This is a genomic window from Vogesella perlucida, from assembly GCF_979366545.1.
The window spans coordinates 18,082-42,064 of the sequence record NZ_CEETRO010000012.1; the positions used below are offsets into that span (position 1 = coordinate 18,082).

Below are 23,983 nucleotides of genomic sequence, written 5' to 3' on the forward strand. Positions count from 1 at the left end.
AAACAAGGCTTAGTTCTGGGCAGGGGTGATTATTTCAAGTACCTGCACGGTATCACCCTGTACGGCAAAGCGTACGTCGCAATGCGCCAGGCGGATGCCATACACCCTGGCGGGGTCGTCCTGGTAGGCGGGGCGCGGGTCTTGTGCCAGTACCTCGTCTATCAGCCCGGCTAGCCATGGCGGTGCCAGCTGCCAAGCCTGCAGGTCAGCGTGTGCCTTGGGCTGCCACTGCACGGCCAGCAGCGGGGGAGGGCCATCGACAAAGCCGCCGCGGGCATCCGGCTTGGCTTCCACAAAGGGGATGTACGGTTTGATGTCCAGTACCGGCGTGCCGTCCAGCAGGTCGGCACCGGCCAAGTGCAGGGTGACACCTTGTTGCGTATCGATACTTTTGAGTTCGACCAAAGACAGGCCCAAACCGTTGGGCCGGTGCGTGGCACGGCTGGCAAACACGCCTACTTTGCTATTACCGCCCAGCCGTGGCGGGCGCACCAGTGGCTGCCAGCCACGGGCCAGGGTTTCGTGGAAGACAAAGGTCAGCCATACGTGCGAAAACGCTTCCAGGCCGCGTACGCAGTCGGGCTGGTTGTAGGGTGGCAGCAGGGTGAGGCTAACCGGGGCCGAGGGCGCCAACGCCGGTTGGCGCGGGATGCCGAATTTTTCCTGATACGGCGAGCTGATCAGGCCAATGGGGTGCAGTGTGTAGCTCATGCCCCGATTGTAGCGAAAGGTTGGCCGCACGGGCGTGCGGCCAACCTTGGGCGGGACGGGCCAGGAGAGGTTAGCCCGCGAAGTGACGCTGATGGCGCATGTCCAGACGGCTCATCGGCAGCAGCATGAAGAAATCGGCGCAGTTGAAATCCGGGTCCCACGCCGGCTCGCCGCACACCCAAGCACCGGCGCGCAGATAGCCCTTGATCAGCGGGGGCACGGGTACCTGGCTGTCGTCTTGTACCTCGCCCAGCGGCAAGGGCAGGTGCGGGGTGACGCGCCATTCGGCAGGTGACAGGTTCTTGCTTTCCAGCAGGCGGTACAGGCTCACTGCTTGGTGGCCGCCATCGGCCAGGCTCACGCTGGCGCAACCGGCCAGATACTGGCCACCATGCTGGCGCACGTAGTCGGCCAAACCGGCCCACAGCAGGGCGATGACGGCACCACGGCGGTAATCTTTGTGTACGCAGGAGCGGCCGATTTCGATGATATGGTCGCGGATACCGGCCAGGCGGCTCATGTCGAATTCGTGCTCGGAGTACAGGCTGGGCAGCTGGCGCGCTTTGTGTGGCGGCAGCATGCGGTAGGTACCCACTACCTTGCCTGTGGTGTTGTCTTCCACAATCAGGTGGTCGCAATACGGGTCGTATTCGTCACGGTCTATCCCTTCGGCAGCAGAGGCCAGGCTGGCCCCCATTTCCTGGGCAAATACCTGATAACGCAACTTTTGTGCGCGGCGGATATCCTTGGCGCTATGCGCCACACGCACACTCAGCTTGCTGGCGGGGGCCAGCAGAGCGGTTTCGAGACCTTGCTGCATCGTGCACTCCGGGTAGAGGTAGTGCCACCATGCTATGCAGCCAGCTTGACAGCGCCGTGACGCCAGCATGGCACGATGATGACCGTCTTTTGAAACCCGCATGACAAGCAGGGTGATTAAAATCAACGACTTATAAAGTGTGCGCTTTTGGCGTACAATAGCCGGTTTTGTTTGACCGATCTTTTCGCACAATACCTATGATCTATCCCACGACCTTTGACGTAATCGTAGTAGGCGGTGGCCACGCCGGCACCGAGGCCGCCTTGGCCGCTGCACGCATGGGCTGCAAGACCCTGCTGCTCACGCACAACATCGAAACCCTGGGCCAGATGTCGTGCAACCCGTCTATTGGCGGTATCGGCAAAGGTCATCTGGTGAAAGAGGTGGATGCGTTGGGTGGTGCCATGGCGCTGGCGACCGATATCGGTGGCATCCAGTTCCGCACGCTCAACGCCAGCAAAGGCCCGGCCGTACGCGCTACCCGCGCCCAGGCCGACCGCGTGCTGTACAAGGCAGCCATTCGCGAAATGCTGGAAAACCAGCCCAACCTGATGCTGTTCCAGCAGCCGGTGGATGATTTGCTGATCGAGGGCGACCGCGTAGCCGGTGCCATCACCGCTATCGGCATTACCTTCCGCGCCAAGACCGTGGTGTTGACGGCCGGCACCTTCCTGTCCGGCAAGATCCACGTCGGGCTGGAAAACTACACCGGCGGCCGCGCTGGCGACCAGGCAGCCTCCACGCTGGGCGAACGCCTGCGCGAGCTCAGCCTGCCGGTAGGCCGCCTGAAAACCGGTACCCCGCCGCGCATCGATGGCCGCACCATCGACTTTTCGGTGATGGAAGCCCAGCCGGGCGATACCCCCGAGCCGGTATTCTCCTACCGCGGCAGCCGCGCCATGCACCCCAAGCAGCTGCCGTGCTGGATTACGCATACCAATCAGCAAACCCACGACATCATCCGCAGCGGTTTTGACCGCAGCCCGATGTTTACCGGCGTGATTGAAGGCGTGGGCCCGCGCTACTGCCCGTCCATCGAAGACAAGATCAACCGCTTTGCCGACAAGGAAAGCCACCAGATCTTCCTGGAGCCGGAAGGCCTCACCACGCACGAGTACTACCCTAACGGTATCTCTACCAGCCTGCCGTTCGACATCCAGCTGGCTGCTGTGCGCTCCATGCGTGGCCTGGAAAACGCCCACATCCTGCGCCCCGGCTATGCCATCGAGTACGACTACTTCGACCCGCGTGGCCTGAAATCCTCGCTGGAAACCAAAGCCATCCATGGCCTGTTCTTTGCCGGCCAGATCAACGGCACCACCGGCTACGAAGAAGCCGCCGCGCAGGGCCTGCTGGCGGGCCTGAACGCCGGCCTGTACGCTCGCGAGCAGGACGCTTGGTGCCCACGCCGCGATGAAGCTTACCTGGGCGTACTGGTGGACGACCTCACCACGCTGGGCGTGTCCGAGCCGTACCGCATGTTTACCAGCCGTGCCGAGTTCCGCCTGCAGCTGCGCGAAGACAATGCCGATCTGCGCTTGACCGAGGTTGGCCGCAAGCTGGGCCTGATCGGCGATGCGCAGTGGGATGCCTTCTGCCGCAAGCGTGACGCGGTAGAAGCAGAAAAGCAGCGCCTCACCAGCACCTGGGTACAACCAGGCAAACTGCAGCCGGGCGAAGATGAAGCCATCGTCGGCCAGAAGCTGGCGCGTGAATACACCCTGGCCGACCTGCTGCGCCGCCCCAATGTAGCCTACGCCGAGCTGATGAAGCTATCGCTGGCAGGGGAGGGGGTGCAAGATGACGTGGTGGCCGAGCAGGTGGAAATCCAGATCAAATATCAAGGCTACATCGACCGCCAGAACGAAGAAGTGGCCAAGCGTGAACAGCTGGACGACGTCAAGCTGCCGCTGGATATCGACTACGCGCTGGTAAAAGGCCTGTCGAAGGAAGTGTCGCAAAAGCTGAACCAGCACCGCCCGGAAACCCTGGGCCAGGCCTCGCGCATCCAGGGCATTACGCCTGCCGCCGTCGCCTTGCTGCTGGTACACCTGAAACGCGGCTTTAGCGAAGCACGCAGCGCAGGTTAAGGCGCTTTTTGTTGCACTGCGCTCCGGGGTAGCCACTTCGGGGCGCATTTGTTTTTGATACCCGTTACAATCGGGTCAACTTACACACCTTATTCCGAACATCATGACGCATCGCGCAGAACTCACCCAGGGCCTGGCCGCTATCGGCCTGGATTTGTCCGACGCACAAATCGATTTGCTGGAAGGCTATCTGGGCCTGCTGGCCAAGTGGAACCAGACCTACAACCTCACCGCCATCCGCGATAAAGACCGCATGGTGAGCTACCACTTGCTGGACAGTCTGACCCTGGTGCCGCAGCTGGCTGGTGGTACGCGCATGCTGGACGTGGGTTCGGGCGGCGGCATGCCGGGTATCCCCACCGCGATTGCCCGCCCCGACCTGAAAGTGGTGGTGCTGGACGCCAATCACAAGAAAACCACCTTCCTGCGCCAGGCGGTGATCGAGCTGAAGCTGGATAACGTGGAAGTGATTACCGAGCGTGTAGAAGCCTACCAGCCGGCAGAAAAGTTCGACCGCATCACCAGCCGTGCCTTCTCCGAGCTGGCCGAGTTTGTGAAACTGTCGCGCCACCTGTTGGCCGCAGACGGCCAGTTTGTCGCCATGAAAGGCGTTTACCCGTTTGAAGAAATCGCCCAGCTGCCGGCCGACTTTGCCGTGGCCGAGGTGAAAAAACTGGACGTGCCGGGGCTGGATGCCGAACAGCGCCACCTGGTACGCGTGGTAGCAAAATGACAGCGCGCATCATCGCTGTGGCCAACCAGAAGGGCGGGGTGGGTAAAACCACTACCGTCGTGAACCTGGCTGCCAGCCTGGTAGAGCAGGGGCGGCGCGTACTGATTGTTGACCTGGATCCGCAGGGCAACGCCACCATGGGTAGCGGCATCGACAAGAGCGCTTTGCAAAAGTCGGTGTACCACGTGCTGATGGGTGAGCACAGCATTGAGGAAGTGCGCCAGCCAGCCAAAGAGGGCGGCTACGACGTACTGCCGGCCAACCGCGACCTGTCCGCTGCCGAAATCGAGCTGGTGCAAGAGCTGGCACGCGAGGCGCGGCTGAAAAATGCGCTGGAGCTGGTGTCCGCCGACTACGACTACGTGCTGATCGACAGCCCGCCGTCGCTGAACCTGCTGACCCTGAACGGCCTGGTGGCGGCTCAGGGCGTGCTGATCCCCATGGTGTGCGAATACTACGCGCTGGAAGGGCTGACTGACCTGGTGAATACCCTGCGCAAAGTGCGTGCGGCGGTAAATCCGCGTATCGAAATCATGGGCCTGCTGCGTACCATGTTCGATGCGCGCAGCAACCTGTCGCAGCAAGTGTCCGAGCAGCTGGCACGCCACTTTGGCGGCAAGGTGTTCGACACCGTCGTGCCGCGTAACATCCGCCTGGCCGAGGCGCCTAGCCACGGCTTGCCCGGCATCGTGTATGACCGTGCCGCCCGCGGCTCGCAAGCCTACCTTACTCTGGCGGCCGAGCTGATCGCCCGCCTCGAACCGCAAACCGCAAGTACCGAGCAATAATATGGCCAAACTCAAAGGACTCGGGCGTGGCCTGGACGCGCTCCTCTCCACCGTCGAATCAGACAACGAACGCCTGACCACCCTGCCTGTCAGCAGCATCCGACCGGGCAAATACCAGCCGCGCAGCCATATGGACGAAACCGCACTGGCAGAGTTGGCCGCATCCATCCGCTCCCAGGGTTTGATCCAGCCCATCGTAGTGCGCGAAATCGGCTTGGGTGACTACGAACTGATCGCCGGCGAACGCCGCTGGCGCGCCAGCCAGCTGGCTGGGCTCACCGACATCCCTGCTGTGGTGCGCAGCGTAGCCGACCAGTCGGCACTGGCCATGGGCCTGATCGAGAATATTCAGCGCCAGCAGCTGGACCCGCTGGAAGAGGCCAAGGGCATCAAGCGCCTGATCGAGGAATTCGGCCTGACGCACGAAGGGGCTGCCGATGCACTGGGCCGCTCGCGTAGTGCCATCAGCAACCTGTTGCGCTTGCTGGCGCTGCCAGCGCCGCTGCAAACCATGCTGCATGAAGGTCAGCTGGAAATGGGCCATGCCCGCGCCTTGCTCCCGCTGCCGGTGCTGCAGCAAATGGCATTGGCCCAAGCGGTGGTGGCCGAGCAGCTTTCCGTGCGTGAAGTCGAGCAGCGTGTACACGCCCTGGCCGAACCCAAAGTTGGCCGCAAAGCCGCTGCGGCAGCGCCGCGGGATGCCGATATCGAACGCCTGGCAGGCATGCTGTCTGATAAGCTCGGCATGAGTGTCAGCTTCCGTCATGGCAGCAAGGGCAAAGGCAAGGTCATCATTGATTATGCAAGTCTGGACGAGCTGGACGGGCTGCTGGAAAAACTGCAAGCAAAATCAACTGGCTGAGCGGATAGTGACGATTATCCAGACGACTTAACGAAGTTGACGCTTTCGTCACCCCAAGCCTATAATCGACCGATTTTTTAAGTGCCGTACATGAATAATCCGGACGCAAAACGCGTAATACGCCTGCAGGTCAGACTGACGCTGCTGGCTGTGGTAGCCAGTGTGGTGATTGCTGGACCCGCGCTGAATGTACCGGTGTCGGCACTCATAGGCGGGCTATGTGCCATCTTGCCGGCACTGGCTTATGTGCACATCGCCGGGGCGGTAAACAGGGTTTCTCCTGCAGAATTGATGCGGGCGCATTACAAGGCAGAAGCAGTCAAGTTTGTGCTGACACTTTTGTTATTTGGTGGTGCTCTCGCTTTTTTCAAGGATTTGTCGGTGGCGGGTCTGTTTGGCGGCTACATAGCAGCCACTTCCGCTTACTGGTTCGGGCTTCTGATTAAAAATTGAGATAAAGCGATGGCAAGTAACGCAACTGATTACATCAAGCACCACCTGACATTCTGGAACTCTTCGCACGAAGGTGGTTTCTCCAGCCTGCACGTGGACAGCTTCTCTGTTTCCCTGATCCTCGGCTTCCTGTTTGCCGGTGTGTTTGCCTACGTGGCACGCAACGCCAAGCTGGAAAACCCTGGCAAACTGCAGCTGTTTGTCGAATCCATCGTCGAGATGGTCGATACCCAGGTGAAAGAAATCTTCCATGCCAAGAGCAAAGTCATTGCGCCGCTGGCACTGACCATTTTCTGCTGGGTGTTCCTGATGAACGCCATGGACATGCTGCCTGTTGACCTGATTCCGATGGCTGCCCAGTGGATCGGCTTCACCTTCTTCGGTGCCGACCCTCACCATGTTTACTTCCGTGTTGTACCGTCTGCCGACGTGAACGTGACCTTCGGTCTGTCCATCTCCGTGCTGATCTGCATCATCGGTTTCTCCATCTCCGCCAAAGGTCTGGGCGGCTGGATCAAAGAACTGTTTACCGCCCCGTTCCACGCTAGTGGTCCGGTAGGCACCATCCTGCTGGCTCCTGCCAACTTTGCCCTGCAAATGGTAGAGCTGCTGGCCAAACCGATTTCTCTGTCTCTGCGTCTGTTCGGTAACATGTACTCCGGCGAGCTGATCTTCATCCTGATCGCACTGCTGCCGTGGGCTGCACAATGGCTGTTGGGCGCACCATGGGCAATCTTCCATATTCTGGTGATTACCCTGCAGGCTTTCGTGTTCATGATGCTGACCATCGTGTACCTGAGCCTGGCCGTAGAGAAACACTAATTTTTAGCAGTTTTTTCGTACCTTTTCTCAAACCATCCTTGCATTAGTCTTTAGGAGATTTAAATGGAAGCTCTCGTTTCTCAGATCCAGTCGATGACCGCTCTGGCTGCAGCTCTGATCATTGGCCTTGGTGCTATCGGTACCGCTCTGGGCTTCGCCATTCTGGGCGGCAAGTTCCTGGAGTCCTCCGCTCGCCAGCCGGAACTGATCCCGGTTCTGCAAACCAAGCTGTTCATTATCGCTGGTCTGCTGGACGCCATCTCCATGATCGGTGTGGGTGTAGCTATGCTGTACACCTTCAACAACCCGTTCCTGTCTGCAGCTCTGGCTGCCCTGAAAGCTGGCGCTTAATTTTTAAGCGAAAACGGTTGTTGTCGTAACCACACTGGAGGAAAACAAGCGTGGAATTCAACGTAACACTACTGGGCCAGGCGATCACTTTCGCTATCCTGGTATGGTTCACCATGAAGTTTGTTTGGCCTCCGCTTACCAACATGATGGAAGAGCGTGCCAAGCGTATTGCTGATGGCTTGGCCGCTGCAGAACGTGGCAAGCAGGATCTGGAAGCAGCTGAAAAGCGTGTTGCTGACGAACTTCGTCAGGCTAAACAACAAGCTACCGAGCTGATTCTGGCCGCTGAAAAGCGCGCCAACCAGATCGTGGAAGAGGCTAAGGATGCCGCTCGCACCGAAGGTGCCAAGCTGGTAACCGAAGCCAAATCCCAGATCGATCAGGAAGTGTTGCGTGCCAAGGAAGCCCTGCGCGAGCAGGTAGCTGGTCTGGCCGTAGCCGGCGCAGAGAAAATCCTGCGTAAAGAGATCGACGCTGCGAAGCACGCTGATCTGTTAGCCTCCATCAAAGCGGAGTTTTAATTAACTCATGGCAGAACTCATTACCGTAGCAAGGCCCTATGCCGAAGCGGTATACAGCCTTGCCACCGAGCAGCAGTCTCAAGCCAAGTGGTCTGACGCGCTCGCGTGGCTGGCTGCCATGGTGGCGAACCCGGACGTGACGCAAGTCGTCACGAACCCGAAACATACCGCGCAAGAGATTGAGGCGTTGTTTTTGGACGTACTGGGCGACAAGGCCAATGATGACATCAAACAGTTCATCGTTACCCTTATCGAAAACCGTCGTCTGACGCTGCTGCCTGAAATTGCCGAACAGTTTGAAGCCCTCAAGGCCCGTGCCGAAGGTGTGCTGGACGCTCAAGTAGAGTCCGCCTACCCGATGGACGAAAGCCAGCAAGCCGACCTGATCGCCACGCTTACCAAGAAGTACGGCAAAACCGTACGGATTGAAGTGCGTGTTGTCCCCGAGCTGATCGGCGGCCTGCGAGTACTGGTTGGTGACGACGTGATTGATGCGTCGGTGAGCGGCAAGCTGCAGGCAATGGCAGCAAGCCTCAAGAATTAGGAGAGATCATGCAGTTGAACCCCTCTGAAATCAGCGATCTGATCAAGGCGAAGATTCAGAACCTGGCTGAAGGTGCCGAGACCCGTACCAAAGGTACTGTGATCTCCGTTACCGACGGTATCGTTCGTATCCATGGCCTGACAGACGTGATGCAGGGTGAAATGCTCGAGTTCTCGGGCAACACCTTTGGCCTGGCCATGAACCTGGAGCGTGACTCCGTAGGTGCCGTGATCCTGGGCGAGTACGAGCACATCTCCGAAGGTCAGGAAGTGAAGTGTACCGGTCGCATTCTGGAAGTGCCGGTAGGTCGCGAACTGGTTGGCCGCGTGGTAAACGCGCTGGGTCAGCCGATCGATGGCAAAGGCCCGATCAACGCGTCCAAAACTTCCCCGATCGAAAAGATTGCTCCGGGCGTTATTGCCCGTCAATCCGTTTCGCAGCCAATGCAAACCGGCCTGAAGTCCATCGACTCCATGGTACCGGTTGGCCGCGGCCAGCGTGAACTGATCATTGGCGACCGTCAGACTGGTAAAACCGCTGTGGCACTGGATGCCATCGTGAACCAGAAAGGCACCGGCGTTGTCTGCATCTACGTAGCCGTAGGTCAGAAAGCGTCCTCCATCGCCAACGTAGTGCGCAAGCTGGAAGAGCACGGCGCAATGGGTCACACCATTGTGGTTGCTGCTACTGCTTCCGAAGCTGCTGCACTGCAGTTCATTGCACCGTACTCCGGCTGCGCCATGGGCGAATTCTTCCGCGATATCGGTGAAGATGCACTGATCGTTTATGACGATCTGTCCAAACAAGCCGTAGCCTACCGTCAGATCTCCCTGCTGCTGCGCCGCCCACCGGGCCGCGAAGCTTACCCGGGCGACGTTTTCTACCTGCACTCCCGTCTGCTGGAACGTGCTTCCCGCATCAACGAAGACGAAGTAGAAAAACTGACTGGTGGCGCTGTTAAAGGCAAAACCGGTTCGCTGACTGCTCTGCCAATCATCGAAACCCAAGCTGGTGACGTTTCCGCTTTCGTTCCGACCAACGTAATTTCCATTACCGACGGTCAGATCTTCCTGGAAACCGACCTGTTCAACGCTGGTATCCGTCCTGCTATTAACGCAGGTATTTCGGTATCCCGCGTGGGTGGCGCTGCACAAACCAAGGTCATCAAGAAACTGGGCGGTGGTATCCGTCTGGCTCTGGCCCAGTACCGCGAACTGGCTGCGTTCTCGCAGTTTGCTTCCGATCTGGACGAGGCGACCCGCAAGCAGCTGCAACACGGTGAAGTGGTTACCGAGCTGATGAAGCAGAAACAGTTCTCGACCCTGTCTACCGCCGAAATGGCGCTGACCCTGTGGTCCGTGAACAAGGGTTACTACGAAGACGTACCGGTTAAGAAAGCCCTGGCTTTCGAAGCAGCGTTCCTGGCTTACGTTCGCGCTAATCACGCCGACGTGCTGACCGCTACCGACGCTTCTGGTGATCTGTCTGCCGACAACGAAAAAGTACTGGCCAAGGCGATCGAATCGTTCAAGGCTGGCTACAGCTTCTAATCTGGGTCTTTCGGATACCTCGAGTTAAAGAAAGGTTCAGGATATGGCAGTCGGTAAAGAGATTCTCACCAAGATCCGAAGCGTGCAAAACACGCAGAAGATCACCCGCGCTATGCAAATGGTGTCGACCTCCAAGATGCGCAAAACGCAAGAGCGTATGCGCGCTGCCCGTCCTTACGCCGAGAAGGTGCGTGCTGTCATGGCGCACCTGGCTTCGGCCAATACGGATCTGGAGCACCCACTGCTTGCCCGTCGCAGCGAAATCAAGCGTGCAGGCATTATTGTGGTTACCTCGGACAAGGGCTTGTGCGGTGGCTTGAACGCCAACGTTCTCAAGCGCTTCTATGCCAAGGTAAACACGCTGCAAGAGCAAGGCGTTGAAATTCAAGCCTGCGCTCTGGGCCAGAAAGGCCTGGCAGCCTGCCAGCGTGCCAAGCTGAACGTTGTGGCAAGTGCGGTTCATCTGGGCGATGTGCCCAAGATGGAAAAACTGATCGGCCCGCTTACAGTGCTGTTGAAACAGTACGCTGAAGGCGAACTGGATGCGGTTTACATCGTGTACTCCCGCTTCATCAATACGATGAAACAGGAGCCGGCGCTGGAACAGTTGCTGCCTCTGACCGAAGAGCACATGGTTGTCGAGCACGCCCACTCGTGGGATTACGTGTACGAACCAAGTGCACCGGAAGTCATGGAGTTCCTGGTGAAGCGTTACCTGGAATCTGTCGTGTATCAGGCTGTGGCCGAGAACATGGCGTCCGAACAAGCTGCCCGTATGGTAGCGATGAAGGCCGCAACAGATAACGCGGGTAATGCCATCAAGCAACTGCGCCTTGTGTATAACAAGTCGCGTCAGGCAGCTATTACCAAAGAACTGTCTGAAATCGTGTCTGGTGCCGCTGCGGTATAACCGTCGCAGGACTGTAAAAGTTTATTGAGTTAGGAACCGATAATGAGCCAAGGCAAAATCGTACAAATCATTGGCCCGGTGGTTGACGTGGAATTCCCGCGCGACGCCATGCCAAAGATTTATGATGCCCTGAAGCTGGTTGACGCAGAACTGACGCTTGAAGTCCAGCAACAGCTGGGCGACGGCGTAGTGCGCACCATTGCTATGGGTAGCTCTGACGGCCTGAAGCGTGGTATGGCGATTACCAATACCGGTGCACCGATTTCGGTACCGGTTGGCGCTGCCACCCTGGGTCGTATCATGGACGTACTGGGTAGCCCGGTGGATGAAGCCGGCCCTGTTGCGTCTGAACACGTTCGCGCCATTCACCAGGCTGCGCCGAAGTTTGACGAACTGTCCTCCGCTACCGAACTGCTGGAAACAGGCATCAAGGTTATTGACCTGCTGTGCCCGTTTGCCAAAGGCGGTAAAGTGGGCCTGTTCGGTGGTGCCGGTGTGGGCAAGACCGTAAACATGATGGAACTGATCAACAACATCGCTAAAGCTCACTCGGGTCTGTCCGTGTTTGCCGGTGTTGGTGAACGTACCCGTGAAGGTAACGACTTCTATCACGAGATGAAAGAGTCGAACGTTCTGGATAAAGTGGCCATGGTTTACGGCCAGATGAACGAGCCACCGGGCAACCGTCTGCGCGTAGCGCTGACCGGTCTGACCATGGCCGAGCATTTCCGTGACGAAAAAGACGAAAACGGCAAAGGCCGCGACGTTCTGTTCTTCGTGGACAACATCTACCGTTACACCCTGGCCGGTACCGAAGTATCCGCACTGCTGGGCCGTATGCCTTCCGCAGTGGGTTACCAGCCTACCCTGGCCGAAGAGATGGGCCGTCTGCAAGAGCGTATTACCTCGACCAAGGATGGTTCCATTACCTCCATCCAGGCCGTATACGTACCTGCCGATGACTTGACTGACCCGTCCCCGGCCACCACTTTTGCTCACTTGGATGCAACCGTGGTTCTGTCGCGTGATATCGCATCGCTGGGTATCTACCCTGCGGTAGATCCGCTGGACTCCACTTCCCGCCAGCTGGATCCGCTGGTGGTAGGCGACGAGCACTACTCCGTTGCCCGCGGTGTTCAGACCACGCTGCAGAAGTACAAGGAACTGCGTGACATTATCGCGATTCTGGGTATGGACGAACTGTCTGAAGAAGACAAACTCGTTGTTTACCGTGCGCGTAAGATCCAGCGTTTCCTGTCCCAGCCGTTCCACGTAGCTGAAGTATTTACCGGTTCCCCGGGCAAATACGTTCCGCTGAAGGAAACGATCAAGGGCTTCAAGGCAATTCTCAGCGGCGAATACGATCACCTGCCAGAACAAGCGTTCTACATGGTAGGCGGTATCGACGAAGCTGCCGAAAAAGCCAAGACCCTGTAATCAAGGAGACGGCTCATGGCCAAGATGCATGTGGAAGTGGTCAGCACTGAACAGCTCATCTATTCCGGCGAAGCGGAGTTCCTCGTGGCTCCGGCGCAGGAAGGCGAGATCGGTGTTTACCCACGTCACGTGCCGCTTCTGACCCGTATCAAGCCTGGTGTACTGCGTTTGACAGTGCCAGGCTCCAAGGACGAGGTACTGGTGGCGGTGTCGGGTGGCATGATGGAAGTGCAACCGACCCACATCACCGTTCTGGCTGATACGGCGATCCGCGGTGAGGATCTGGACGAAGCTCGCGCCAACGAGGCCAAACGTGCCGCTGAGGATGCCCTCAAGCACGCTTCCGACGACCTGGATACGGCAAAAGCCCACGCAGCCCTGGCTGCAGCGATTGCCCAGCTCAAGGCGCTGGAATACCTCCGCAAGCGCGTGCACTAAGCGCACAACCGTGCGATGCAAGCTACAGGCTGCCACGAAAGTGGCAGCCTTTTTCATGCCCGCTTTAGGGCATAATAGTCACCTATCCAATACGAATTTCCGGGCATTTTGATATGGAATCTCTCAGCGTTGTCATCCTGGCTGCCGGTAAAGGCAAGCGTATGTATTCGGCCATGCCCAAGGTACTGCACCCCATCGGCGGCCAACCCATGCTGGCCCGTGTGATTAGCACGGCGCGCCAGTTGCAGCCGGCGAACATGGTGGTGGTATACGGCCACGGCGGCGACCAGGTGCGCGAACAGATTCGTGATCAAGACGTGGCCTGGGCACTGCAGGCCGAGCAGCTGGGCACTGGCCACGCACTGAAAATGGCGCTGTCGCAGCTGCCCAAGGTTGGTCGCACCCTGGTGCTGTACGGCGACGTACCACTGACCACTGTCGACACCCTGCAAAAGCTGCTGGATGCGGCGCACAACGGCATGAGCCTGCTCACCGACGTACTGGCCGACGCCAGCGGTTACGGTCGCATCGTGCGTAATGCGGCAGGCGAGATCGTGGCCATTGTGGAAGACAAAGACTGCAATGCCGAGCAGAAAGCCATCCGCGAGATCAACACCGGCATGATGGTGCTGCCCAACGATAAGCTGGAAGGCTGGCTGGGCGAGCTGCGCAACGGCAACGCCCAGGGCGAGTACTACCTTACCGACGTGATCGAGCTGGCCGTGCGCGACGGCATGGCCGTACCGGGAGTCACCGTGGCTGCCGGCTGGGAAGCCGCGGGCGTCAACAACAAGGTGCAGCTGGCCGAGCTGGAACGCCAGCTGCAGCAAAACCAGGCGCGGGCGCTGCTGACAGCCGGCGTGATGCTGGCCGACCCGGCCCGTATCGATATCCGCGGCCAACTCCAGCACGGCATGGATGTCAGCATCGATGTCGGTTGCGTGTTCGAGGGCCAGGTAACGCTGGGCGATAATGTAGAAATCGGCGCTTACTGCGTACTGAAAAATGTACAGATCGCCGCTGGTACCCGCATCGCGCCGTACTCGCATCTGGAAGACGCCGTAGTGGGCGAAGCCTGCCGCATCGGCCCGTACGCCCGTCTGCGCCCTGGCGCAGAGTTGGCCGCACATGTACACGTGGGCAACTTTGTCGAGATCAAGAAAGCCACCGTGGGCGAAGGCTCCAAGGTGAACCACCTCACGTATATTGGCGATGCGCAGATCGGTAGCAAGGTCAATGTTGGCGCGGGTTCCGTTACCTGCAACTACGATGGCGTGAACAAGTTCAAGACCGTTATCGGCGATAACGTGTTTGTCGGCTCCGGCACCCTGATGGTGGCACCGGTGACGCTGGAAGCCGGTGCCACCATTGGCGCCGGCTCCGTGCTGACCAAAACCGCCCCCGCCGGCCAGCTCACCGTGGCCCGCGCCAAACAGCTGACCGTACCTGGCTGGCAGCGCCCGCAAAAGCTGAAATAAGCGGCGAGACCGCACCGCCGCCACACCGCCAGCGCCCCGTGCCCTGGCGGTTTTTTCATGCCGCCGCCGGTGGCGTATCGCCCCCTTGTCATCCACCATACCGGCTGCTAATATTTCGAAAAACTTACGAACCGAAATATTTTAATGACCAAGCGTAACACCCAGCAGCGTCGCCACGCCATTGTGGCCCTGGTGCAAGAGCGTGGCGAAGTGAGTGTAGAAGACCTCACCCAGCGTTTTGCCACCTCCGAAGTCACCATCCGCAAAGACCTGGCCCTGCTGGAAACCGGCGGCCTGCTGCTGCGCCGTTACGGCGGTGCCGTGTCGCTACCCACCGAAATGGTGGCCGAAAGCGACCCGGTGAAAGTTTCGGAACGAAAGCAGGCTATCGCCCGTGCCGCTGCCGAGCGCATCCGCGACCACAATCGCGTGATTATCGATAGCGGTACCACCACCAGCGCCATGATCCCGCTGCTGGGCAACAAACGCGGCCTGATCGTGATGACCAACTCGCTGAACGTGGCGGGCAGCCTGCGCGAGCTGGAAAACGAACCCACGCTGCTGATGACCGGCGGCACCTGGGACCCGCATTCCGAATCGTTTCAGGGCCAGATCGCCGAGCAGGTGCTGCGCTCCTACGATTTTGACCAGTTATTCATCGGTGCTGACGGCATCGACCTGGCGCGTGGTACCACCACCTTCAACGAACTGGTAGGCCTGTCGCGCGTGATGGCCGAAGTCTCGCGCGAAGTGGTGGTGATGGTGGAATCCGACAAGATCGGCCGCCGCATTCCCAACCTGGAGCTGCCGTGGGCACGCATCCAGACCCTGATCACCGACGACGCCCTGGCGCCCGAAGCCAGGGAGACGATCCGGGCCAAAGGCGTGACGCTGATCTGCGCGCCCTTTACCCATTCATAATTCAAGGAGAAGTGTATGTGCGGCATCGTAGGCGCTATTGCGCGTCGTAATATTGTTCCTGTTCTGGTCGACGGCCTGAAGCGCCTGGAATACCGCGGCTACGACTCGTCCGGCATCGCCGTGCACGTAGGCAGCGACATCACCCGCGTACGCCGGGTTGGCCGCGTGGCCGAAATGGAAGCCGCCGCCCAGGCCGATAATGTGCAGGGCGAGCTGGGCATTGGCCACACCCGCTGGGCCACCCACGGCGGCGTCACCGAATACAACGCCCACCCGCACGTGTCGCACGGCCTGATCGCCGTGGTGCACAACGGCATCATCGAAAACCACGAAGAAAAGCGCGAAGCCCTGAAAGCCGCCGGCTACGTGTTCGAATCGCAAACCGACACCGAAGTCATCGCCCACCTGGTACACCAGTACTACGTGGTAGAAAAAGACCTGTTCCGCGCCGTACACCGCGCCACCCGCGAGCTTACCGGCGCCTACGCCATCGGCGTTATCGCGCTGGACCGGCCCGACGAACTGGTGTGCGCGCGCATGGGCTGCCCGCTGCTGGTGGGCCTGGGCGAAGGCGAAAACTTCATCGCCTCCGACGTCTCCGCCGTGCTGTCCGCCACCCGCCGTGTGATCTTCCTGGAAGAGGGCGACATCGGCCACCTTACCCGCGACAGCGTGAAGCTGATCGACAAAGACGACCAGCCGGTAGCGCGCAAAGTACACGTATCCGACGTGTCGCTGGCTTCGCTGGAGTTGGGTCCGTACAGCCACTTCATGCAAAAAGAAATCCACGAGCAGCCCAAAGCGCTGTCCGACACCATCGAAGTGGTGCTGGACGACGGCTTCGTGCCCGAGCTGTTCGGCCCCGCTGCGGCCAACGTATTGCCACAGCTCACCGGTGTGAAGATTCTGGCTTGCGGCACCAGCTACTACGCCGGCCTCACCGCCAAATACTGGATCGAAAGCATCGCCGGTGTGGTGTGCGACGTGGAAATCGCCAGCGAATACCGCTACCGCGACGCCTACGCCGACCCGAACCACCTGGTGGTCACCATCTCGCAGTCCGGCGAAACGCTGGACACCATGGAAGCGCTGAAATACGCCAAGAGCCTGGGCCACCAGCACGCGCTGTCCATCTGCAACGTGCGTGAATCCGCCATCCCGCGTGCGTCCGAACTGGTGTTCTACACCCGCGCTGGCGCCGAAATCGGCGTGGCCTCCACCAAGGCCTTCACCACCCAGCTGGTTAGCCTGTTTGCGCTGGCCGTCACGCTGGGCAAGGTACGCGGCCGCGTGAGCGCAGCACAAGAAACGCAATACCTGGACGAGCTGCGCCACCTGCCGGGCAGCGTGCAGCACGCGCTGAACCTGGAGCCGCAAATCAAGGCCTGGAGCAGCCAGTTTGCCGCCAAGAACGACGCGCTGTTCCTCGGCCGCGGTCTGCATTACCCCATCGCGCTGGAAGGCGCGCTGAAGCTGAAGGAAATCTCCTACATCCACGCCGAAGCCTACCCCGCGGGTGAGCTGAAGCACGGCCCGCTGGCGCTGGTAGACGAAAACATGCCGGTGGTGGTGATCGCCCCCAACGACGTGCTGCTGGAAAAAGTGAAGTCCAACATGCAGGAAGTGCGCGCCCGTGGCGGCGAGCTGTTCGTGTTTGCCGACGCCGACAGCCACTTTGTCGATTCCGACGGCGTACACGTTATCCGCACCCCACGCCACGTGGGCGTGCTCAGCCCCATCGTGCACTCCATCCCGGTGCAGATCCTGGCCTACCACGTCGCCCTGGCGCGTGGCACCGACGTGGACAAACCACGCAACCTGGCCAAATCGGTGACCGTGGAATAAGGTTGGCCGCAGGCAGTGGCTACACCGAATAAAGTCTGTCGGATCCGAATAAAGTTCGTCGGAGTCTGAGTGAAGAGAGGGGGCCGTTGGCCCCCTCTACGGTTTTTGGCAAGTGAAATTTTGTTGATTATTACATTGAATTCTCATGACACCAACGTTTCGTATTGTTTCATTTATCTTTTCTATATTTTTTTTGTTCTTTGATTTAGAGATAATGCACGAACCACTCCCAAACCATTCTGCATCGGTTATGTAGATAGGCGCTAGAATTTCTTTCTTCCCTTTTATTGATATGGCAATATCGTTACCATTAAACCAATCAACAAGACAACTGCTAACAGAACCATCTAACATTGATTGCTTTATTTCCGCATAAGAATTAAATTGCACAATGTTAGATTTCTTAATTACAGTCTTGGCATATCTTTCGTGATTTGAGCCGTGCAAAACTCCAATACTATCGTTGCTTAGAGCCCCAACACTGAATTCTAATAGTATTTCTGGCGTATTGAAATATGGAATTGTGCCAATAAGATATTTACTTCGATCTGCTGTCATGGAGATGCTTGAGAAGATAAAGTCAACCTCATCTAGGCTCAAGCTTTTGAAAATTACATTCCAGTCAAGAGGGATGAATTTACACTCAAAGCCTGATTTCTCTAATATGTTTTTCACATAGTGATATTCTATCCCTGATGCAAATCCATTGCTAATATATGTACATGGGTAGTTACTGCAGTCAAAACCTATCTTAATCATTGAATATGATCCTCTCAAGGCGCCTGTAAGCATGATAATTTGATTCTAAGGCCTCGATGTTATCTGCTGAAAAGTATACTACTCCAGGGCAGGTATCCATACTGATGGTTTTTGGAATTTTTTGGTTTAAGTGAGGTATTTTATAACTATCAACGTAACCGGGTAGATTTCTTACTTCATTAATAGCACTACCAACTATGGTGTCTTTATTTGAAATCATTAGCACTGCCATGTAGAGCTGCGATGAGTTCCAATCAATTAATTTTGGCCCGTCATATCTGTTGTGGTCTGTTAATAATTTAATTAACTCTTCAACTTGGTTTGTGCCTATTGCTCTTGATACGGCTTCAATACATATTGATCCTTGTAGCCTAGCGCCAACCTCAATAAGAACTGGAGCATTTCTGCGATAGCACCAGAATACTTCTGAATGAGCTGCGCCGAACTCAATATTTAGTGCAGATAAACATTGGTAAACATAATCTACAATCATTCTTTCTTTTTTACCGTATGAGCGTTTTGGTATTAGGTATTCTTTGTCACCAATAGCGCCATGATCAATTAAATTTCTCCGCTTTTCTCTCCAAAGATCAACTACAAAATGGCTGTTGCTTTTGCTGACTGTGTTTATTATGTATTGGTCACCATGAATTCTTTCTTGAACTATGAGATTATGATTGATCTCCCCCATGGAGTTAATTTTTCCAAGAAGAGTATTAAAGGCGCGCTTAATTTCATTTTCTGAACTACAGCAGTATACACCATCAGATCCGGCACTATTTGTTGGTTTTACAATGACAGGTTTAAGCTTGTTTTTATTAAAAAAGCATATTGCATCTGATGCTCTATTTGTCATGATGCTGTCTATTGATGCTAAACCATTTTTTTTAATTGACATTTGCATTAAAAATTTATCTCTTCGCATCTTGGATGATGATGGATCATTTCCTGGGAGTTTCAATTCTCGGCAGAGCATATCTGCTAGAATAACACCTGACTCGCAGCCGGCAACTAAAAAAGTTGGCGAAAATTTTCTTATAAAATCAAGCGTACTGTCTATATTTTTATGCTTTATATTCACGATGAAATTTTCAGGCATAAAGCTAGGGGCATCAAATTCAAGAATAACATTCATAGACTGAATATGGATAAGACTAAAGCCATCCTTTATTAGCCTTTTTGCAAGGGATGCCCCTGTCGAGTAAGCATCCACAATGACTCCTATTTTTTTATGCATTTTTAGATCTCCGGAACTGTTTGATAACAAGAGTGCAAGATAAGGCGGTTATTAAAATGCATGATATGGTTTGAATGTTAGATGGTGGTGTGTTATATGCAATTTTTTGAAAGGCCAGAACAAATATTGGTGTGGTAGAAAGAATGATTTCTAGTAAGACAGGCTCTAATCGCTTAATGCACTCTTGTAGTAGTATTGATCCGGGAATAACCCCAAGCAAGGATATGTATGCGGCATGCATAATGCTATCAAAAGATATGGACATAGATTTTTCATAGACTGAAATAACTAATGCTATGAATGTAAGTAATATAAACCTGAATGCGAGCTGCTGTGATGATGATGTCTTTCTTTCAGTCAGTTGTTTCATATGAACTACAAGTTTTGAGTCGCTGAATACTGCGGCAGAACAGGCAATGATTCCAAGTATGGCAGAGTTTTTTTCTTTGAGGCTTATGCTAAATACTTGTTCGGAAAATAATAATACAACAAAGATGGTATTTGCGACGCATATTAAAAAATCGAAAGTGTCACCATGTCCTGATTTTCTATTTTTTTTGTCAAGCCAGTAGGTGAGAATTGGTGTTGAAGCTGTTATTACGCAAATGACTAAGACAGGTGGCAATGTGGAAAGTGCATAGAAAATCCCTCCCCAGCTGCCAAGTGTCCATATGTTTAAAAGAAATATGTCAAGTGCGGGGATTAACTTTTCACTCTTCCTAACAATATAGAAGCATGTCAAATAAATTAATGATGAAATTGTCATTGCTATTGCCGTCAAGGAAAATACGCTATGCGCTTGAAAAGCAGTTGCCCTATAGACGTCTTGCCATCCGTTAAGTAAATTTAGTAGTATCGTAAGTACGGTGCCATAAATAATAGAGTTATTCATAATCTATGGAGTATTGTTGATGTGTTAAATATTCCACTGGCCGCACTGCCGAGTAGATAAAGACCGGCAGCTATTGATATTGCTCTGTGTATTAAATATCCAAAGCTGGATTTGTTGGAGGAAATAATAATTCCAATTGAGACATAAAGTGCTTGGCCGGTTATTGTCCCGAGGAAGTAGTAAACTATATATGAAATGAAATTTCCGGGAGATATGTTGTGAGATGTTGAGGCTACGACTGATAACGTTGTTATTGTTGTTCCTGGGTTGATCATGGTGGCTACAAAAATGCTAGGCCAACCTAATTTTGAACTCCTTACATCCAAAATGAACGATTGTTTTAATGTCATGATTCCAAAGTATGCAATGTATAAATTTGCAAGAAATGTAAATATATAAAGTGCTGCCAATTCTAATTGCGTATTGATTTTAATGGTGGCAAGGCTGTAGAAATAAAAACATGCCGAGAATATAAAAATGTCTGCAGTGGCGACGGCTGTTGCAGATAGAATGCTTTCTCTTTTGTCTGAATTCATGCCGCTTGAAATTAGTGTTGCGGCAATTGGTCCAAACAAAAGAGAAAGCGAAAGTCCATACAAGAACATATGTGCCATTGTCTTTTTTTTATTACTTCTTCTGGAATTTTTCTTTTTTTACTCGACAGTGAGGGCACTTAAATTCTTCAGGTAAGTCTTCCCAATGTGTCATTGGTGGAATTCCTTCTGTTGGCTCTCCATCCTCTTCAAAATATACATAGTGACAGATTGGACACTCGTACGACATTTTAATCTCCCATGCTGTGTTCTATTGCTTTAGAACTTAGCTTATCATTAAGCGCTTTAAACATGTTTGCAAATCCATCCATGAAAGCCATGGCGCCAGTCATTGCATGATTAGCAATTTTTGGATCTTTATTAATGTAAGAAACTAGAATGTCCCTGCCAGTCGCTACATGCATCGGTTCTACATCGCAGTGAATTGCAAAAAAGCTTAGTACAGGATCGTCTTCCCCAGTAAGTTTATATACGTCTGAGTATTTCTTGAATCCTTCAAAGAAGTACTGAAATTCTCTGGATGATGTCATTTCTGAGGCTAAATGGTATCCTAGAGCTTCACCAATAGAGTCGCTACGATACATTCTATGAGTATTGTTACCCATGGCCACTCCTTCAGGTAGCATATACTCTTGGCTAAATATTTCTTTGTCTGTAAGACCTAGATGATTAATTAATTTCAAGAAAAGATGATGGTGAGTCGGTAGCATGTGCTTAGTGTGTTGGTGTAGACCATATTCATCAACAGAAGCATAGAGAATGTGAGCGGCTTTAGCGCTACCATTCCAAGGATCGTCTCGCATCCAGTCATCTGTTACTCTTGCAGCGAGAGAAATAATCCCAGATGGGACGTCTTTAAAAAAAGCCCACACTGTAGAGAAAAAAAGAGCTAGCTCATCTGGATTAAGAGGCCTATCCGAAATTATTCTGCCGAAATCATCGAGCTCTTGAATCGCTTGATGTCGAGTAATAGCGGTTGCAATTCTTGTGTATTCATCATCGGCAGAACCAATTCCTTTAGCTTTCTCGTTTTGGCGAACTACTTTTACGTCAGTGATGTGCATTATAAAATCTCCTATTGAAATGAATGAGTTAGATTAATTGAATATTTGGAATATTCAAAATAAGTAATACAACCATGTCATTGACTTGTCAATGAGAAATGCTGATTTGATAGTCTGTGCTAGATATTTCATCTGACAGGCCATGGATAGCCATTATTTATTTATTAAATCTGGTGATATTCAAAGGTGGCGTAGCAAGCCCGGATAAGGCGCAGCCGCATCCGGGGAGGCTTAGAGCCCAAATGCAAGAAGATGTCCACATTTGGGCGCGGTACTCGGTGATGTCTATCCCAACCATCGCCTTTACCGCGTCTTGCACGCCTTGCCGGGGTAGCCGCGACGGGTGTTGGCCTCGGGGCTTGCCAGGCGACGAGCGGGTGGTGTACCGGCACTGCTGCTAGGCAAGTCAAAGGCGGGCTTCATCTGGCAGCCCGCCTTTGTCGTTGGCGCTTGCTGGCCTTAGCGGCTGGCTTTGGCGATTTCCTCGGCTACCAGCGCTTGCAGCTGGGCATGGCCAAAGCTTGGCAGGGGCCGGCCGTTGACGAAGAACTCCGGCGTTTTGCGCACCTGCAGGGTTTGCGCATCTGCCAGGTCCTGCGCGATGACGTTGGCGATGTCCGCTGCTGCCATATCGCTTTTCAGTTTGGCCATGTCCAGCCCCACTGCGGCCAACGGTGCCCAGATCCGTTCTTTATCCACGCTGTGGTTTTGTGCCAGCGCATCCTGCGCGGCCAGTAAGGCTTCCATTGCTTCCCAGTACTTGCCTTGCCGGCGGGCGGCTTCCAGCGCGGCGACCAGTTGGTCGGACCCTGCATGGAAGGGGGCGTAGCGCAGTACCAGGCGGATCTTGCCGGGGTTGGCCGCCATCATGTCCTTGATCAGCGGGTAAAACGCGCGGCAGGTTTCGCAGGCGGGGTCGAAGAACTCGACCAGCACCACCGGGGCATTGGGGTTGCCCAGCGCTGGCGAGTGCATGCGTACCAGTGCCTCGCGGTTGACGCTGGCCTGCTGTGTGGCCTGTTCGCGCTGCTGCGCTTGGTAAAAGGCGCTTGCCGCCAGAAAGCCGCACAGCAAGACGCTGGCGGCCACGATGAAGAGGGTTTTCGGTTTCATTTGCATGCTCGTATGTGGGTTGCCAGTAGTAAGGCGGTAATGGTGAGGAAGGCGGCGGCCGATAGCAGCGGGATGGTGACGAAGCCGAACCACTCGATGACGGTGACCGAGCACGGCACGCCCTGGCTGCATGGCTGCATGGTCTCGGGGATGACGCCGGCAGCCACCAGCAGGTGGAAGCACGCTATCAGGCTGCCGGGCACGGCCAGGGCCAGCCCGTAGCGCGCTACTTTGTGGTCGTAGGGAAACAGCCCCAGTGGCAGCAGCAGTACCAGCGGAAACATGAAGATGCGCTGGTACCAGCACAGCACGCAGGGTGTCAGCATCATTACTTCGCCAAAAAACAGGGCGCCAAGGGTGGCCAGCGTGGCCAGTAGCCAGGCGGCAAATACCCGTAGCCAGGCCACAGGGGTTGGCCGCACCGGTGTGGAACGGATCAGAAAAGTCATGAATGTGCCTTGGGCGGAATGCAGACGCACCGCTGCCAGCGTACCGGCAACGGTGAGGATGGGGGTGCCGGCTGGGGCCGGCGCAAGGGTGTCAGGCGGCGGGGGGCCGGATGGGGGGCGCAATGGCGCGCATGGCCAGGGCCGATGGGGCGTGGCCTTGCTGAGGCGCCATGAAGGCGGCTGCCAAGGGGGCGTTGCCTGCCGGCTGCGGGCCGGCGTGCAGGGCGCAGCAGTCTTCACCGCACGCAGGCTGTTCCGGCTCGCCACGGTGTTTGCCCGCGCAGGTTTGTACACAGCTGCGCAAGCCGGCATCGGCACAGCTGCCGCCGCTATGGGCCAGGCTCATGGCTTGAAGCGATAGCAGCATCAGGGCCAGTAACAAACAGGTAAGGCGGACAAGGCGCATGCGGTGGCACTTAGCTCGGGTGCGGGTTGGTCGGAATAGGCTGGGCTGCAGGGTGTGCAGCCGCGTGCGCTATGACCCGGCGCGCTGGCGAGGGTTCCGGCCGAGTGCTGGCGCGGCAGGCTAGCGGTTGCGCCTCGCCCGCCGCCGGTAGCGAGCTGCCACACAAAACGATGCTGGTCGGCGTTTGCGCAAAGAGCGGGGCCTTGGCCCCGCTCTTCTTATGGTGCCGACGCGT

General features: G+C 55.6%; 27 protein-coding genes. 16 read left to right on the top strand and 11 right to left on the bottom strand.

Annotated elements, in window-relative coordinates:
* Window positions 1–9: 9 nt before the first annotated feature.
* The gene (gene tsaA, locus ACZ9XP_RS15705; protein WP_147685230.1) at window positions 10–711 is read right to left on the bottom strand and encodes a tRNA (N6-threonylcarbamoyladenosine(37)-N6)-methyltransferase TrmO; all 702 of its coding nucleotides are present in this window, start codon (window positions 709–711) and stop codon (window positions 10–12) included.
* A 70-nt stretch (window positions 712–781) separates the two neighbouring features.
* Window positions 782–1,531, bottom strand: coding sequence for a GNAT family N-acetyltransferase (locus ACZ9XP_RS15710; protein ID WP_147685228.1), 750 nt, complete (start codon window positions 1,529–1,531; stop codon window positions 782–784).
* Window positions 1,532–1,728: 197 nt separating this feature from the next.
* On the opposite strand from ACZ9XP_RS15710, the gene mnmG reads away from it, so the two are divergent.
* The 16 genes from mnmG (at window position 1,729) to glmS (ending at window position 17,274) form a co-directional block, all read left to right on the top strand.
* On the top strand, window positions 1,729–3,621 hold the full coding sequence (mnmG, locus tag ACZ9XP_RS15715; protein ID WP_147685226.1) for a tRNA uridine-5-carboxymethylaminomethyl(34) synthesis enzyme MnmG: 1,893 nt from the start codon (window positions 1,729–1,731) through the stop codon (window positions 3,619–3,621).
* Between the two features lie 103 nt (window positions 3,622–3,724).
* Complete coding sequence (gene rsmG, locus ACZ9XP_RS15720; RefSeq protein ID WP_017509497.1) at window positions 3,725–4,354, top strand: 16S rRNA (guanine(527)-N(7))-methyltransferase RsmG; 630 nt, start codon at window positions 3,725–3,727, stop codon at window positions 4,352–4,354.
* Window positions 4,351–5,142 carry an AAA family ATPase gene (locus ACZ9XP_RS15725; protein WP_147685224.1) on the top strand — a complete coding sequence of 264 codons (792 nt, stop codon included), beginning with the start codon at window positions 4,351–4,353 and terminating at the stop codon, window positions 5,140–5,142. Before rsmG ends, ACZ9XP_RS15725 begins: the two co-directional genes overlap by 4 nt.
* Window position 5,143: 1 nt before the next feature.
* Window positions 5,144–6,004 (top strand): ParB/RepB/Spo0J family partition protein, encoded by an 861-nt coding sequence (locus ACZ9XP_RS15730; protein WP_147685221.1) that lies wholly within the window; start codon window positions 5,144–5,146, stop codon window positions 6,002–6,004.
* Window positions 6,005–6,094: 90 nt separating this feature from the next.
* On the top strand, window positions 6,095–6,457 hold the full coding sequence (locus ACZ9XP_RS15735) for an ATP synthase subunit I (protein WP_147685219.1): 363 nt from the start codon (window positions 6,095–6,097) through the stop codon (window positions 6,455–6,457).
* A 9-nt stretch (window positions 6,458–6,466) separates the two neighbouring features.
* Window positions 6,467–7,279, top strand: coding sequence for a F0F1 ATP synthase subunit A (gene atpB, locus ACZ9XP_RS15740; RefSeq protein WP_147685217.1), 813 nt, complete (start codon window positions 6,467–6,469; stop codon window positions 7,277–7,279).
* 63 nt (window positions 7,280–7,342) lie between these two features.
* On the top strand, window positions 7,343–7,630 hold the full coding sequence (gene atpE, locus ACZ9XP_RS15745; protein ID WP_026108060.1) for a F0F1 ATP synthase subunit C: 288 nt from the start codon (window positions 7,343–7,345) through the stop codon (window positions 7,628–7,630).
* 50 nt (window positions 7,631–7,680) lie between these two features.
* Window positions 7,681–8,151 (top strand): F0F1 ATP synthase subunit B, encoded by a 471-nt coding sequence (locus ACZ9XP_RS15750; protein ID WP_147685215.1) that lies wholly within the window; start codon window positions 7,681–7,683, stop codon window positions 8,149–8,151.
* 7 nt (window positions 8,152–8,158) lie between these two features.
* The gene (locus ACZ9XP_RS15755) at window positions 8,159–8,695 is read left to right on the top strand and encodes a F0F1 ATP synthase subunit delta (RefSeq protein ID WP_017509490.1); all 537 of its coding nucleotides are present in this window, start codon (window positions 8,159–8,161) and stop codon (window positions 8,693–8,695) included.
* 8 nt (window positions 8,696–8,703) lie between these two features.
* Window positions 8,704–10,245 carry a F0F1 ATP synthase subunit alpha gene (gene atpA / locus ACZ9XP_RS15760; RefSeq protein ID WP_147685213.1) on the top strand — a complete coding sequence of 514 codons (1,542 nt, stop codon included), beginning with the start codon at window positions 8,704–8,706 and terminating at the stop codon, window positions 10,243–10,245.
* Window positions 10,246–10,288: 43 nt separating this feature from the next.
* On the top strand, window positions 10,289–11,155 hold the full coding sequence (gene atpG / locus ACZ9XP_RS15765; protein ID WP_017509488.1) for a F0F1 ATP synthase subunit gamma: 867 nt from the start codon (window positions 10,289–10,291) through the stop codon (window positions 11,153–11,155).
* Window positions 11,156–11,197: 42 nt separating this feature from the next.
* Entirely contained in the window at window positions 11,198–12,592 is a 1,395-nt protein-coding gene (gene atpD / locus ACZ9XP_RS15770; protein WP_017509487.1) for a F0F1 ATP synthase subunit beta, read from the top strand.
* A gap of 15 nt (window positions 12,593–12,607) precedes the next feature.
* Window positions 12,608–13,030 (top strand): F0F1 ATP synthase subunit epsilon, encoded by a 423-nt coding sequence (locus ACZ9XP_RS15775; RefSeq protein WP_147685211.1) that lies wholly within the window; start codon window positions 12,608–12,610, stop codon window positions 13,028–13,030.
* 113 nt (window positions 13,031–13,143) lie between these two features.
* Complete coding sequence (glmU, locus tag ACZ9XP_RS15780; RefSeq protein WP_147685209.1) at window positions 13,144–14,508, top strand: bifunctional UDP-N-acetylglucosamine diphosphorylase/glucosamine-1-phosphate N-acetyltransferase GlmU; 1,365 nt, start codon at window positions 13,144–13,146, stop codon at window positions 14,506–14,508.
* Window positions 14,509–14,652: 144 nt separating this feature from the next.
* On the top strand, window positions 14,653–15,429 hold the full coding sequence (locus ACZ9XP_RS15785) for a DeoR/GlpR family DNA-binding transcription regulator (protein ID WP_465188755.1): 777 nt from the start codon (window positions 14,653–14,655) through the stop codon (window positions 15,427–15,429).
* A gap of 15 nt (window positions 15,430–15,444) precedes the next feature.
* A complete protein-coding gene (glmS, locus tag ACZ9XP_RS15790) occupies window positions 15,445–17,274 on the top strand; it encodes a glutamine--fructose-6-phosphate transaminase (isomerizing) (RefSeq protein WP_147685205.1) in 1,830 nt (609 codons plus the stop codon).
* A 96-nt stretch (window positions 17,275–17,370) separates the two neighbouring features.
* On the opposite strand, the gene ACZ9XP_RS15795 is transcribed toward glmS, so the two are convergent.
* The 9 genes from ACZ9XP_RS15795 to ACZ9XP_RS15835 all read right to left on the bottom strand — a co-directional run bounded on the left by ACZ9XP_RS15795 (window position 17,371) and on the right by ACZ9XP_RS15835 (window position 23,748).
* On the bottom strand, window positions 17,371–18,033 hold the full coding sequence (locus ACZ9XP_RS15795; RefSeq protein WP_170253651.1) for a transporter substrate-binding domain-containing protein: 663 nt from the start codon (window positions 18,031–18,033) through the stop codon (window positions 17,371–17,373).
* Window positions 18,026–19,270: an ATP-grasp domain-containing protein gene (locus tag ACZ9XP_RS15800; protein WP_147685200.1), complete on the bottom strand. Its 1,245-nt coding sequence runs from the start codon at window positions 19,268–19,270 to the stop codon at window positions 18,026–18,028. The genes ACZ9XP_RS15795 and ACZ9XP_RS15800 overlap by 8 nt, the downstream gene beginning before the upstream one ends.
* Window positions 19,263–20,036 (bottom strand): EamA family transporter, encoded by a 774-nt coding sequence (locus tag ACZ9XP_RS15805; protein WP_170253650.1) that lies wholly within the window; start codon window positions 20,034–20,036, stop codon window positions 19,263–19,265. The genes ACZ9XP_RS15800 and ACZ9XP_RS15805 overlap by 8 nt, the downstream gene beginning before the upstream one ends.
* 122 nt (window positions 20,037–20,158) lie before the next feature.
* Window positions 20,159–20,776 (bottom strand): hypothetical protein, encoded by a 618-nt coding sequence (locus tag ACZ9XP_RS15810; RefSeq protein ID WP_147685196.1) that lies wholly within the window; start codon window positions 20,774–20,776, stop codon window positions 20,159–20,161.
* A gap of 13 nt (window positions 20,777–20,789) precedes the next feature.
* Window positions 20,790–20,945 carry a rubredoxin gene (locus tag ACZ9XP_RS15815; RefSeq protein WP_147685194.1) on the bottom strand — a complete coding sequence of 52 codons (156 nt, stop codon included), beginning with the start codon at window positions 20,943–20,945 and terminating at the stop codon, window positions 20,790–20,792.
* 1 nt (window position 20,946) lies between these two features.
* A complete protein-coding gene (locus ACZ9XP_RS15820) occupies window positions 20,947–21,780 on the bottom strand; it encodes an iron-containing redox enzyme family protein (RefSeq protein ID WP_147685192.1) in 834 nt (277 codons plus the stop codon).
* 459 nt (window positions 21,781–22,239) lie between these two features.
* Window positions 22,240–22,893 (bottom strand): DsbA family protein, encoded by a 654-nt coding sequence (locus ACZ9XP_RS15825; RefSeq protein ID WP_147685190.1) that lies wholly within the window; start codon window positions 22,891–22,893, stop codon window positions 22,240–22,242.
* The gene (locus ACZ9XP_RS15830; RefSeq protein ID WP_465188756.1) at window positions 22,890–23,342 is read right to left on the bottom strand and encodes a disulfide bond formation protein B; all 453 of its coding nucleotides are present in this window, start codon (window positions 23,340–23,342) and stop codon (window positions 22,890–22,892) included. The genes ACZ9XP_RS15825 and ACZ9XP_RS15830 overlap by 4 nt, the downstream gene beginning before the upstream one ends.
* Before the next feature lie 91 nt (window positions 23,343–23,433).
* Window positions 23,434–23,748 carry a hypothetical protein gene (locus ACZ9XP_RS15835; RefSeq protein ID WP_147685185.1) on the bottom strand — a complete coding sequence of 105 codons (315 nt, stop codon included), beginning with the start codon at window positions 23,746–23,748 and terminating at the stop codon, window positions 23,434–23,436.
* Between the last annotated feature and the right edge of the window lie 235 nt (window positions 23,749–23,983).